The sequence below is a fragment of the Serratia marcescens genome (assembly GCF_006715005.1).
Lineage (GTDB): Bacteria > Pseudomonadota > Gammaproteobacteria > Enterobacterales > Enterobacteriaceae > Serratia > Serratia montpellierensis.
In genome coordinates, this window is record NZ_VFMJ01000001.1 from 5,475,371 (window position 1) to 5,487,490 (window position 12,120).

20 protein-coding genes and 1 pseudogene are annotated in these 12,120 nt (G+C 51.4%); 5 read left to right on the forward strand and 16 right to left on the reverse strand.

Annotated features, from left to right (window positions below; genetic code table 11):
• Window positions 1–11 precede the first annotated feature (11 nt).
• Complete coding sequence (locus FHU12_RS26530; protein ID WP_141966640.1) at window positions 12–749, forward strand: hypothetical protein; 738 nt, start codon at window positions 12–14, stop codon at window positions 747–749.
• A gap of 239 nt (window positions 750–988) precedes the next feature.
• Here the strand turns inward: FHU12_RS26530 and FHU12_RS26535 are convergent, their stop codons facing one another.
• From FHU12_RS26535 to FHU12_RS26605, 16 genes are all read right to left on the reverse strand, one after another.
• Entirely contained in the window at window positions 989–1,252 is a 264-nt protein-coding gene (locus FHU12_RS26535; protein WP_141966642.1) for a hypothetical protein, read from the reverse strand.
• Window positions 1,253–1,296: 44 nt separating this feature from the next.
• Complete coding sequence (locus tag FHU12_RS26540) at window positions 1,297–2,394, reverse strand: tyrosine-type recombinase/integrase (RefSeq protein WP_141966644.1); 1,098 nt, start codon at window positions 2,392–2,394, stop codon at window positions 1,297–1,299.
• Between the two features lie 270 nt (window positions 2,395–2,664).
• Complete coding sequence (locus FHU12_RS26545) at window positions 2,665–2,910, reverse strand: pyocin activator PrtN family protein (protein WP_141973098.1); 246 nt, start codon at window positions 2,908–2,910, stop codon at window positions 2,665–2,667.
• A gap of 5 nt (window positions 2,911–2,915) precedes the next feature.
• Window positions 2,916–3,083, reverse strand: a complete 168-nt coding sequence (locus FHU12_RS27265; protein WP_185742348.1) for a hypothetical protein — start codon at window positions 3,081–3,083, stop codon at window positions 2,916–2,918.
• Window positions 3,080–3,553 carry a hypothetical protein gene (locus FHU12_RS26550; protein ID WP_260440762.1) on the reverse strand — a complete coding sequence of 158 codons (474 nt, stop codon included), beginning with the start codon at window positions 3,551–3,553 and terminating at the stop codon, window positions 3,080–3,082. Before FHU12_RS26550 ends, FHU12_RS27265 begins: the two co-directional genes overlap by 4 nt.
• On the reverse strand, window positions 3,550–4,077 hold the full coding sequence (locus FHU12_RS26555; protein ID WP_141972705.1) for an ead/Ea22-like family protein: 528 nt from the start codon (window positions 4,075–4,077) through the stop codon (window positions 3,550–3,552). Before FHU12_RS26555 ends, FHU12_RS26550 begins: the two co-directional genes overlap by 4 nt.
• The gene (locus FHU12_RS26560; protein ID WP_110662697.1) at window positions 4,074–4,295 is read right to left on the reverse strand and encodes a hypothetical protein; all 222 of its coding nucleotides are present in this window, start codon (window positions 4,293–4,295) and stop codon (window positions 4,074–4,076) included. The genes FHU12_RS26555 and FHU12_RS26560 overlap by 4 nt, the downstream gene beginning before the upstream one ends.
• The gene (locus FHU12_RS26565) at window positions 4,292–4,417 is read right to left on the reverse strand and encodes a hypothetical protein (RefSeq protein ID WP_060425221.1); all 126 of its coding nucleotides are present in this window, start codon (window positions 4,415–4,417) and stop codon (window positions 4,292–4,294) included. Before FHU12_RS26565 ends, FHU12_RS26560 begins: the two co-directional genes overlap by 4 nt.
• Window positions 4,401–4,988, reverse strand: a complete 588-nt coding sequence (locus FHU12_RS26570) for a beta clamp domain-containing protein (protein ID WP_141972707.1) — start codon at window positions 4,986–4,988, stop codon at window positions 4,401–4,403. The genes FHU12_RS26565 and FHU12_RS26570 overlap by 17 nt, the downstream gene beginning before the upstream one ends.
• Window positions 4,985–5,293, reverse strand: a complete 309-nt coding sequence (locus FHU12_RS26575) for a DUF5406 family protein (RefSeq protein WP_376698861.1) — start codon at window positions 5,291–5,293, stop codon at window positions 4,985–4,987. The genes FHU12_RS26570 and FHU12_RS26575 overlap by 4 nt, the downstream gene beginning before the upstream one ends.
• Window positions 5,294–5,341: 48 nt before the next feature.
• On the reverse strand, window positions 5,342–6,061 hold the full coding sequence (locus tag FHU12_RS26580) for a DNA-binding protein (protein ID WP_141972797.1): 720 nt from the start codon (window positions 6,059–6,061) through the stop codon (window positions 5,342–5,344).
• Complete coding sequence (locus FHU12_RS26585) at window positions 6,052–6,408, reverse strand: hypothetical protein (RefSeq protein WP_141972799.1); 357 nt, start codon at window positions 6,406–6,408, stop codon at window positions 6,052–6,054. The genes FHU12_RS26580 and FHU12_RS26585 overlap by 10 nt, the downstream gene beginning before the upstream one ends.
• Before the next feature lie 2 nt (window positions 6,409–6,410).
• A complete protein-coding gene (locus FHU12_RS26590) occupies window positions 6,411–6,713 on the reverse strand; it encodes an ANR family transcriptional regulator (protein WP_141972711.1) in 303 nt (100 codons plus the stop codon).
• Window positions 6,710–6,919 (reverse strand): hypothetical protein, encoded by a 210-nt coding sequence (locus FHU12_RS26595; protein WP_141972713.1) that lies wholly within the window; start codon window positions 6,917–6,919, stop codon window positions 6,710–6,712. The genes FHU12_RS26590 and FHU12_RS26595 overlap by 4 nt, the downstream gene beginning before the upstream one ends.
• A gap of 533 nt (window positions 6,920–7,452) precedes the next feature.
• Complete coding sequence (locus FHU12_RS27510) at window positions 7,453–7,920, reverse strand: hypothetical protein (RefSeq protein WP_260440766.1); 468 nt, start codon at window positions 7,918–7,920, stop codon at window positions 7,453–7,455.
• Between the two features lie 1,233 nt (window positions 7,921–9,153).
• Window positions 9,154–9,579: a helix-turn-helix domain-containing protein gene (locus FHU12_RS26605; RefSeq protein ID WP_110662719.1), complete on the reverse strand. Its 426-nt coding sequence runs from the start codon at window positions 9,577–9,579 to the stop codon at window positions 9,154–9,156.
• Window positions 9,580–9,660: 81 nt separating this feature from the next.
• Between FHU12_RS26605 and FHU12_RS26610 the strand changes: the two genes are divergently transcribed.
• From FHU12_RS26610 to FHU12_RS26625, 4 genes and pseudogenes are all read left to right on the forward strand, one after another.
• The gene (locus tag FHU12_RS26610) at window positions 9,661–9,945 is read left to right on the forward strand and encodes a transcriptional regulator (protein ID WP_110662797.1); all 285 of its coding nucleotides are present in this window, start codon (window positions 9,661–9,663) and stop codon (window positions 9,943–9,945) included.
• Window positions 9,946–10,375: 430 nt separating this feature from the next.
• A pseudogene (locus FHU12_RS27595) lies at window positions 10,376–10,603 on the forward strand (hypothetical protein); the annotation flags it as partial.
• 2 nt (window positions 10,604–10,605) lie between these two features.
• Entirely contained in the window at window positions 10,606–11,487 is an 882-nt protein-coding gene (locus FHU12_RS26620) for an LvrA C-terminal domain-related protein (protein WP_141972801.1), read from the forward strand.
• A 12-nt stretch (window positions 11,488–11,499) separates the two neighbouring features.
• Window positions 11,500–12,120, forward strand: a 621-nt coding sequence (locus tag FHU12_RS26625; protein ID WP_141972803.1) for an ATP-binding protein, incomplete at its 3' end; no start/stop codon positions are given.

Here is a 12,120-nt window from a genome sequence, read left to right on the forward strand (position 1 = left end):
GGGTTATAAAAATGCCATTTCCTGAGATCATTAATTGGACCATGCCAGGTGTAGGATTTCCGAAAGCGTCTGAATTCGAAACTATCGCTCTGGATGTTCCTGTCAAAGCGGGATTGCTCGGCGCGTATTTCACAACCGAATATACAGCCGACGCACTTTATAACTATGCCGATCCAACCAAGCCACTGAAGAAAGTGGGTAGTCCGCAGCTCGATGGTCCGTATGCCGTCTGTAACGCGCAAAACTGTTTTGATACGGGCATCCCCTCTCAAAATGAAATGAGCGTCATTTCAATAGCGCTTCGCTCTGATAATTCCAGTACCGGCGGACAGGGAATGGTTATCTCAAATTATGATGGCGTCGGTGGAGATTCACTGCGTCTAACTGACACTTCCGTAGTAGCGAATGCATGGGTAACTGCGGGGCTAACGAATGCGATTACGCCGATCGTGAATATCCCGAATACAGACTTCGTGATCGGCACTGGCCAGTTTAACCCAGGGCGTTCTGTCTCTGGATTCTATGACCCGACCGCAAAAAACATTGTCTCTAATTCGTCGCTAGGGGCTGGCCGCCAGGTGCAGTCGAATACACTGCTGATCGGTGGTCACAGAAGCGCAGGGCAGTTCACGGGATGGGCGCATGTTTCTGTTGTGCTTGTGTTCAATCGGCTGCTGACAGTCGATGAATACAAATCGATCTGCCTCTACCTGCGTTTCACGTTCGGCCCGCAGTTCCTGATTTGGTAATGCCATTGTGCCGGGAGGGAACCCGGCAGACTTGAAAACTCAATCGTAGCCCCTATCTAAAATCTGCTGCCCCGTCGCCGGCCTCGTAGTGTTCGAATGGTTGAACATCGGCAGGGGCAGCATCTTGGATGGTGCTGACCGCCTGGCGGAAAATGGATGGTAATTGCTAATCTTTAGTAATATTATCAAATCGTTATGCTGGTGGGGCGGTGGTGACCGATACCACCTATAACCAGTTTTTAATCAACCAGGTGCACGGCATTGTTTTCGATGCCGGCTTCGATGTAATCGACGCGCTTCTGCAGCTCGCGGATCAGCGCCTTGGCAACGTCCAGCCGAATCATCACATCCTGATCGGCAAAGGCAGTGGCCTTGTCAGCGCAAACATATGACATTGTATCCACGAAGGATGAGTGTAGCAGAACAAAACCGCCAAAAGCGCTATGGTCTGCCTGAAAGTTGGTTAGTTGCCGCATGCCGATAATTTCGTCTTGAGATTTCATGTTCTGAGCCCGATAGAAGTTTGCTGGATATTTGTACAGTCCGATCATTGTTCGGTCAACTTCGATTTCTTCAACTGCTCGAACTTCTCATGCAGTGATTTCGGGTAGAGCTCGGTGTATACCTGCCAAAGCAGATTCAAGTTGCGATGGCCGGTGACCTGGGCAACTTCCTCAATGCTAAACCCCGCCTCAAAAAGCCTACTGGCCGCCTCACGACGCATATCGTGATAGCGCAAGTCCTCTATGCCTAATCGGTCTCTGACGCGCTGGAAGCCTGAACTAACGGACTGTGGCTTGTATGGGAAGATAAGCTCGGATTTTTTCGGCTGGCGCTGAACGATATCCCATGCCTCACCGAGAAGCGGCACCATCATATGATTGCCGGCTTTCTTTCTCGGATCCTTCCTGTCTCTGACCATCACCGCCCGTTGCTGCTCGTTCACGTCCTCCCACCTTATGCGGCAGACTTCACCTATCCTCATGCATGACAGTATCGAAAAATTGAGAATATCTTCGTAGGGTATAATCGACTGGCGCTTACCTGCTCGCTCTCTCAAACCGGCGACGAGGCGTGCCAGTTCGTCGCTGGCTGGCCTGCGGGTTCTGCGCTGTGATTTCCCTATCAATCCCATTTTTAAAGCCGTAGCCCGCGCCTCTTTCGCTGGGTTGCGAGTGTAATCCAAGCCGAATATAGGTTTGGCTGTTGAGAGAACGGACGAAAGGTAACTCAGGTCTTGAGCTACTGTCGCTGGGCCAGCACCGGCGGCGTTGCGGTCGCGGCAATGCTCAATAACGTGGTGGTCTTGCAAATCCAGCAGCTTAATATTGGCAATATCACAATCGGCAAGCATGTTGAGTATATAGCCTTTACTGCGCCCGACTTTTCCTCCCAGCGCCGGATCATCCACGTACTTCCTGATAAGGTCACCTACAGTTAGATCACTTGAGCTATTTTCGCCTGGCACCCCATCAGCCTCTATCTGGGTCACCCGGTTGGCACCCCACGTTTTAGCGAGCTGGTGGCGCCCAAAGGTTTTGCTCTCGCGGTAGATGTATTTTCCGCCTTGCTTCACGCCCACAGTGCAGCGGTAGCGCGTTGTACCATCAGCGCGCGGACGTTTTTCTATGCTATAGTATGCCATCTCAATTCCTTTGCCGGTTCCGGGTCACCATGAAAATGGGGTGCTCTATGGGGTGCTGACAAAGAGAAAATATACTATTTGGTTACCGTATGCACCAAAATAAACCAAATAGGAACCCAGGCCCAGCCTGCGCTGTGCTTGAGTTCCCTTGATTTGGTTGGTAGTGATACCGAATGGTGAGTTCGATATCTGGTGGGATTGAGTGGTTAATTAAATCAGTAAGTTATGGGTTTGTGGGGTGCTATAGGTGACCCGGCACCCCGCGCCGACTTACGAATTAACCTGCTTGAACTCTTCCCTCCCTGCTGCCGTGCGTTGATCAAGATAGTCTGCCAAATCCTTCACATACACCAGGCGCGGGGCTTTGTTCGAGTCTGCAGCCCGGAAACTCGGGATAGGCAGCTTGCCAGCGTTCGCACGCTTGTTGGCTAACTCGATTGAGATACCGAGGTATTTCTCCGCGATTTTCTCCAGAGGAATATCCGAGGTCTCAAACTCAGCCATCAACAAAAACATTCTGTTCACTCTGTCACCTCCGTCTTACCGGCCCCGGCCTGTAGGCCGTCGTTGTACGCCTTCTTAACCCAAAACAGCAGCACCTCGGCGGCCACACAACCACAATCCACATCGATCGGTACTGTCTGTCCCTGCAGCCAGGTGTCGAAGTCTGTTGGTTCGATCTCCATCATTCACCTGCCTCGTAGCAAAGCCGCATGAGGCGATACAGCCGCTTTCCGTCACCAATGCGGTACACCTCAGCCCATTCATGCCAATGGGCGGCTACCACCGCCCACTCCTTGCCATGTTGTGACATGTCACGAATTTTACTTTCCAGCTCCGGCACAGCTTCGACCAGGCGCAGGCAGCGGCCAAAGTCTGCCGGATCGCGCGGATAGGCATATTCAGCTTCGAAAATGCCGGTCAGCTTGGATGCCATGAACAGGCTGCTCATCCCTGTGTCGTCGCTGGCGAGCCAGTCAGCAAGCCCCATGCCCTCCGATGCCTTCACCACTGGCTTAGCGAACTCCTGACAGATGTTATTCGCCGCCAGGATGATCGTGTTGAAGCAGCGGCTTTCAACGCCAGCACCCGGGTGCTGGCGGTCGATCTCTTTGGCGATGGCCGCCACAAGTTGAATCTGGTCAATTTGTATGCTCACTGGGTTGCCTCCACAAATGCTAATGCTGATCGCAGCTCTTTAACGCACGAGTAAAATTCGGCGTTCTCTGCTTTACCTGTACGATCCAATGCTTCCTGACGGCACCACTCGATAACCTTATGCGCGGCCTGATCGAGGCGCTGGCGATGGTGGTCGTAATTGTCGGCAAGAGCCGCCATGTTGTCGGCACGCCGCTCCGATTCTTCGAGTTTCCGTTTGGCTTCTAACGCCTCGTATTCATAATCGACAGCATTCGAAATAAGTGACCGCTCTTTCTCTTCCAGTGCCAGCAGTAGGTTCAGGATGGCGGCAGGGTTAGCGGCGGCAATGAATTCCATATCACACCGGCTAATACTCACGCACGGCACGCCATCAGTCGCCCGAAAGGCGCTCAGCACATCACCATCCTTTCCGCTTGGAACACTACTCAGTCGAACCATGCTGTTACTGGTAAACCAGACCCACGGGCCGGGAGTTGCATCGAGTGCGGCGGTTCTCAGTTCGTTAATTTGTGCATTTGTCATCGTGCCATCTCCTGTAAAGCGATTTTGTAAACCTTCAACATTGGCGCGGAGCGGCCAGATAGCACGGTTTTCATAAAGAACAACCCGCTGCGGTGCGCGCTGACGCTGGTCAGAAACAGCGCCGTGTCAACGACGCGGTTATGCCGGCGGAACTCAAACACCGTGCTGGTCAGCGTGATGCTGGCGGTTGCTCCGTGGTCTTGGTAATCGATTTTCACCAGATAACCCTCCCGATCAGTTCGGCAGTGCCGAGGAATGAAAAGAGTCCCGCCGCCAGCCCGAAACCCGCAAGACTGGAGAAAAACAGCGTGAACATAATCAGTTCAAATACCTTCTTCATTCATCACCTCGTCGAGCAGATCGAAGGTGTTGTCGCGTAGCGGCATAATGACCAGGAACGGATTGCCGTACAGGCGGTTAATGCCCGGGTCTAAAATCAGTTGGCAGGGGCCACCTTTCCCTGAAGGCTTAAACCGAACTGCAGCAAAGCCGATTTCCGACCCAAACATCAGATAGGGGAGAGCCAAAAGGTGACCTGAAAACATTGGCAGCACGTCGCACGGTTCCGGCTCTGCCGGCAGGATTTTGCTGAAGTCTGGATAGCGGCAATCTAGCGGCACCAACTCGCAGAAACCGACAAATTCCTTATCTTCATCCGAATGGATAGCCATCCAGCCCTCGTCCATGTGTTTAATGATCGTGACTTCTGCACTGTCTGGAATTTCGCCCTTGACCAGAAACACCCCATCAATGTCGGTGTCCGCACCATGCTCCATCATCACCGCCGCGCGGCCGTCAGTGGCATGGATGTGGGTAGGGGAGATGTACACCCCCTGCAGGTATTCGCGAGACTCGTTCTCGTTTGCTACGCAGCACAGGGCTGCGCGCAGAATATCGGTTGGGAACATCATTGCTCTGCCTCCGGTTCAATGTTGATAATCTCGGCGCCAATCAGCATTTCTTTCAGCCAATCCTCGCCTTCCAGGCATTCGTCCATACACTGCAGGTTGCCGATGTTAATCACCGCCATCTCGTCATCTTTGCCGGTATCGTCATTGAAGAACGGGACGGTGCCCAATTGCTCATAAGCGACACCGATAGCACACTCAATAACGCTGAACCCGTTACTATTTCCGCCGACAACCACGTCTACCGATGTGCGGTATTTCCACTGGCCGAACGTCAGGCGGACGGTTTTGCTTTGCCATGCGTCCACACAGCGTATAGTTCGGGTCGTAGTTCATCACTTTGCTCTGAGTACCGATCATTGCTTGGCCTCCACGGCGGCTTTGTTGGTCTCGGTGACCTTGAGCGTGAAGCCGCCGAAGTCTGGGTGCTGCCAGCGTTTTCGCTTACCCGTCGGCGGTGTGGATTCGTCGATCAGGGTGAATACCGCATCAGCGAAAGAGGAATGGTGGATCAGCAGGTGGCCACGCTCGCCATTGGTAAGCTTGGTCGGCAGGTTGGCGTAACTTGCCAGGCGCCGGCATGCTGCGTCGGAGATGCCAAAGGCCCACATCAGATCGATGACTGGTGAGAATTCCGGGGCTGGCGGCGTGCCAACTGGTTCAGCAACCGATACCGGCGCGACTTGCTCAGGTGATGCTGGTGGCAGAGCTTGCGCAGCGAACACCTGCGTGCCGGAAAGCTCCATCACGGCTTTCATCGTTGCGGAGGCGGTGGCCTCTGCTACGACGCGGGCGACCGACAGAATGTGATCGGATGTGGAGATCGCCTGCTGTACCGGGGCCGGTGCGGCAATACGTGGTTGTGCCAGCTCTACTTTCATATCCTGCCACTCATTAATAATTGCCATGCGACGAGCCGCATCGTAACCAGCGACCAGGCACTGAGAGTGCTCATAGTCGAGCAGATACTCCCAGGGCGTTAGGATTTGAGGTATCGTACTGAATGCAGCTAACACATTGATTTGTATCGTAGAGCAAATTTGCGCTACGGATATAATCACGCTCATCACCACCATAAAGCTGCACAAGCATCACTCGAATATCTCGGCAGACATCCTTGTGCTCCTTTGTGGTAAGACGGGCAATTTAAGCGGCTGCTCATCATTGGTTTGCCACCTACTACTGTCATTTGCTTTTCCATTATTTCGTCGCCTTCTTTAAGTTGAACCCCATGTGTTTTTGCGTGCCGGCGCATACTCCGGTTCAGCGGCATCTGGATATTGCCGTCGGCCGTTCTGTAGTCCGCCACTGACTTCTGCACGTTGCCGTACTCCCAAGCTTGTTGACGGGTCAGCCGGTACCCCTGGGCCAGCGTCATGCCACACATGCCTTGGCACGTTTTACTGCCGCCTTTTTTCGCCATTGCTATACCTCTTCGCTGGTGGTCTTGATATGGGCCTTGAGCGCCTCAGCCATCTTCTTCTTGGCCTTGGTTTTCGCTGCCTCCTTTGCTCGCTCACTGGCGCTTTCTTGCAGCTGCTCCAGCCGCTCCGTAAGGCTGTGGCGCTTTTCGCACAGCTCGGCGCGGGTGGCTGCCCAATCCTGGTTAACCGACTTCACCGCGAATGACTCAGCGATGCGCCAGAACGTGGCCGCCTGAATGAACTCTTCGGCCTTTTCGTGCTGGATAGCCCGCTGGGCTGCTTCGCTGTACGGAATCTTTATCATTGGGCCTCCCGCAGCTGCGCCATTGGCGTACCGTTATTGAAGGTGCGGATCGACTCAGGCACACCATCCAGCAGGGTGATCATCGCGCAGACCATCGTGCGCTCTACTTGGTCGGTGCGGTCGTTGCAGGACTCCAGCCACAGATTGAGGATCTGCTGCGCCTGCTCTACGCGGCACTGGGCATCGATCAGTTGCATGGTTGCCATCACGCCACCACCTGCAGCAGCTGGCTGCTTGGTTGTGGAGCTTGTAGGCGACGGCGTCGATCATCATTTCTTCCATCGCTGACTTGCCGAGCGGCGTAAGGCGGCTACGGTCTTTGCTCAGCATCGCGTCGTAGGAATTGGCGATCTGCTCCTGCCCGCCGGCGATACCGAATTCAGCGCGAACCATGTTCTCGATGAACTCTTTCATCAGCGCCTCGAGGCACTCCTGGGTCAGGTCAACGCGAACCAGTTTTCTTTTTCGAAATAACCACGTCAGACCATTTGCCGCCGAAATGGCGCTGGCAAAAATCGAGATAGGCGAGGGCGATACGCCGACGATTTAAAGCAATATTGTTTGAACCACTGAGTCATCGTTAATTACCTGCTGTCTAAATTCAGGCCGAGCGAAACCGTCAGCCTGAAGGCCATAATTAAAATCTTGTTGGAGATTGTTTAATTAATACGGGCGGCGTTTCATTAAGTCATCGTGCTTTGCCGCCCATTCATCATACTCGCGCTGCCATTTTTCTTTATCACGCTTTGCGAGCCAGTAATTTACGAATGCGCCTTTCACAGCGATGATGCGCTTGCCAATAACCCAGTGTTATTTCACCGCGATGAAAGTGGATTACGCCGCCTTCATGAGTTGGTACTCCAGCGCGGTCAAATGTTTTTTGAACCATAAAGTGAGCCAAGCGACGAATGGCTGTTTCACGGCTAAAACTTTTCTTGCTGCGTCCGTGACGTGTCACAACATACACTGGCTGTTGTTTTAACTGAAACGCGTCATCGATGCCGATACTTCCAAAATCTTTACGCATTATTCTTCCTCCGGTGGGCTTTACTGTCCAGCCAGCTCTTTCTGCTAACTCAATAAACGTACCGAGTGTTGCTGTAAATTCCTCTGGTGAGTGAGGGCGATACGCCTTCAATTCGCCATTCTCAATATAAACCGTCAGGCGGCCGCTAAAGTCTGGATGTAGCGTTAATGATGACTTCATTCAGCAATGCCTTGATGCCTTGGCGCGTGAGAGTGCTCATTATTTAGCCCCCCCCCCTGTCGCTTATTTAGGATGTGCTCGGCGACGCTACCATTTTGCTTTAAAAACTGAGCCATCCGAGGAAAGCTTCTTAGGACAGTTTCCAATTAAGACGAGGTCTCGCTTAAGCCTCTGAATCTGTATATCCTTCAACTCTCATCAGCTTCCAAAACAAGATTACCGATAACCAAACAATGCTGCGTCAATAGCGGCAGCAGCAGCGAAGTAGGCTACCTGGCTTCCCGAGCACCTCGTCAAGATACCGCTGAAATCCCTTACCATCAGTGCATGATAAATATCAGTCATGAGGCACCCTCGAGACACAATTCATAGCCGTTCATAACTCGATGGTTATAAGTACGCTCGGACAAAAACTCGTACTCCCCTGTATCTAAATCAACGCGAGTACAAATAAAATTGCCATTCCTGTCACCGATCTCAGGCATTGGTTCATCACATTCTACACCGTATGCTTGCTTAACCATGTGCATACACAGCTTTCCAAGGCCATGAAGTGGGATTGTCTTTAATTAAGCGCTTGTGGCTCGATTAAGTTTTTTATGTCAACCAATACAAGCCTGGTTGATTCTTTGGCTTTTGGGCGTGGTATGTCCATATCAGCCTCTTTTAAATTTTACGGGTTTGATGGGTAGGCTCTGGCGATTGAATTGGCGTCGCCGCCAGAGTTCGTATTAAGAATGATTTTTTTCACCATGATTACTTTCAACCAACTTGAATAAGTTATCATTCAGTTCACCCGCTAGCTTTGTAATACCTGACAGTGGCAAAAGCGTATCGGTATCCTCCAAGTGAAATCCGCGGCGGGCATTCTCAGTGAGAAGGTTAAGTAGAACAAAAACTTCAGCCGCGCTAGTCGCTAATATATGTCAATTTGCTTTCATCGATTTCATTTTCACGATAAAACCTCCCGATTTATAACTTGTTAATTCCCGCATGGTTTATCGCATAAATACTTAATGCGCTGGCCTTGCTGCTGTAATTAACGACATCCCGGATCTGCATCGACACAGGGTCATTCAACGAGGTATGGCTATCTGCATTTCCCACGGCTGAATCGTAATGGGGGCGTCGTTACAATTAAATCTACAATCTAATATTGTAGATTGCAATATCTTAAGGCAAAAAAAAATCCAAGGGTCGCTCCTTGGATTCTTAATTTGATGATTTATTTGATTATTTTTTTAATAGGTATTCAGTTATGTATTTATTGATCTCTTCTAGCCTGAGTTCAAATAAATCGAGCATTCTTTTTCTCTCAACTCCAGGTAAGTCTCTGTAAGTATTGATTAATTTAATTTCATCAGGTGTTAGTGTGAGGGAAACCAGATCATCTGACGCGCTCGACGGCTGATCTACAACGGCAGAAACTTGGTCTTGTTGCGTACCATACGGAAGAAAGAACCAATGCTCCGGCTTTCCTGTCGCCTTAGATATGGCCGATAGATACTTGCTTCTTGGAGAACCATAGCCATTACACCACCGCTGAACTGCTTGGGGGGTGACATCAATGCGGCGAGCTAGCTCAGATTGGCTAAGCCCAAGCTCTGTCAGCGCTTCGTTTAGGCGCTGGGAGAAAACTGTTTCGCGTGTGTTTTTCATTTCTTAATTGTATCCCATCCGTTGAAAACTCCAATACAATATATTATTGTAGTATTATTGTATTTACAACGAGGGATGATCATGAACAGAGAGCTTAAGCACCTCATTATGAAAGTGACGAGTCAAAGCGGCTTGGCGAGGGTGTTGGGGTGCAGACAACAAACGGTGAGCCTGTGGTTAAACCACAAAGTTCCTGACGGAAAGGTACTGCTGCTTAGTGAGGCTGTTGGGTGGAAGGTTACCCCTCATGAGATCAGACCAGATCTTTACCCAGGGGTTTTTGATGGATTGCCAGAAAAGCAACGACAACTGAAGTTATCGAGCGCACAGGATCCTAAAGGTTTTTCTGGTGCTCAGCATGCCTAACTCCCCTCAAAACCATCATGCCGGCAGTTTACTGCCAGGCGGAGGAATGACGATGACTGAATCAACCGGGAGCAAACATGAAAGACGAAAGAAGCAAAGACGCGTTTATCGCGGGTTACGAGATGGATGCGATATTGCCAACAACATTTTCCTGGGTTGTGAAAGAATTCCGTACCGAGAGTGGTTGAGGAGTTGGTTTATCGCTGGGCAAGCGTGATGATGAAGTGAAAAGCCGCTGCAATAACCACCCGCCGAAGCGGTGGTGGAGGCCTTTGTGTTCGCGTGCAAGGCAACGGCTAAGGTTGGCGAATGAAAGTATCGGCTCAAAAAGCGTTGGTAATATTTAAAAAAAACAGGGTCACTGTGGCTATTGCGGGAAGCCATTGTCTTTTGATGATTATTCAGCCGATCACATTATCCCCAAAGTAAGGGCGGCTCGAATGACCTATCAAATCTGCTTGCATGCTGCAAGGCTTGTAATCGCATAAAGGGGGCAAAATCTATTGACGAGTTCCGCCTTGTAATCGCTGCCAGGAAGGTGGGGTGCAATATTTTCAGTGGGGCGCAGCTTTGCTATTTGATGGCGGCGGGAGCGTTTCCTGTACTGGGTATTGATACCAACCATCGTTTTTATTTTGAGTTATGCGGGGGGGAATAAAAATGCGTCCATCTGATTTGTTAATGGATTTTGGGGCGCCGGTAGCTTACTACCCGGGACTAGTTAAGGCCATGGGAAGTCCTCACGCAGTTATTTTTTTCAGCCAAGTATTCTACTGGCAGGACAAAGCGCACGCCGTAGAAGGCGTTCATAAAACGCGCGAAGCTATCGAATCGGAAACGGGTCTGACTTTCGAGCAACAGGCGACTGCCCGCAAACAGCTTGTTTCTCGAGGCATTCTTATCGAGACACACAAGCGTCTCGAACACAAAATGTATTTTCGTATTGATTGTGATCGTCTTGATGAAATCATTAATGAAAACAGTCACATTTCCCGAAATGGGGAAACCCGTTTTCGGGAGGTCGGCAAATCCGATTTCGGAAAGTCGGGAATCCCTGCGTCGCGGGGGAGGGAAACCCCTCGCCGCGGGTCGGGAAAACCCGATTTCGATCCTACAGAGATTACTACAGAGATTACTACAGAGATTAAAAAACCTATTGGCGCATTCGCTGACGCTCCTACGCCGAGGCGTTCTGCCAAGCAGGATTATTCACCTGAATTTGAGGCGGCCTGGCAGGCATATCCAAAACGCGCCGGCGGCAACCCCAAGCCCTCGGCCTACAAAGCCTGGAATGCTCGCCTCAAAGACGGGGCCACGCCAGAAGCCATGCTGGCAGGGGTGAAGCGCTACGCGGCGTTTGTGGCGGCTACCGGCAAGCTGGGCTCTGAGTTCGTCAAGCAGGCCGCAACGTTCTTCGGCCCCGATCGACACTTCGATGAAACCTGGCAAACGCCATCCGCGCCCGGAGGTGTGCGGCATACCTTGCCGCCGGTGTCGGGGTTCGAGGGGCAGAATTACGGTGAGTCTGGGTGCAACTGGTGATACGAGGTGAACATGTTAAATTTTGAGCAGCGCAAAAAACGTCTTGAACTGGAGCGTCGAGAAGTCGAGCTGGTGGATTGTCTGGATTATGCCTTGGGTGGCGAGCTCCCTTCGCATTACGCAAGCTGGGAAAAACAAACTCAGCCAGTGATCTGCGCAACCCATGGTGAGTACCAGCAAATCACCTTGACGGGGCCGGAATATCGCGGCGTTCCTGGTCGAAAAATCTCACTGTGCCCGGATTGCCTTCGGGAAGAGCAGCACAATGTCAAATCAGAACTGCGTCAACTCGCAGTTGAAAATCTGCTGGATGAAGCCGGTATCGCCCCGCGCTTCCAGAACTGCGAATTTTCCAACTACCAGCCAGTTAATCCGATGGCAGCGAAGAACCTGAGCAACTGCCAGCGCTATGCGCAGAGCTGGAAGAAAATTTTCGAATCCGGCACCGGGTTGGTGATGACAGGGAGTTGCGGCACTGGCAAGAACCACCTGGCGGTATCAATGGCGAAACAGATCATCCGCGACCACCTGGTTGACGTAGAAATTACGGACGTGATGCGCCTTACTCGCGAAGTAAAAAGCACCTGGCGTAATGGCGCTGAACGCACAGAATCCGAAGTGTTGAACCGCTTC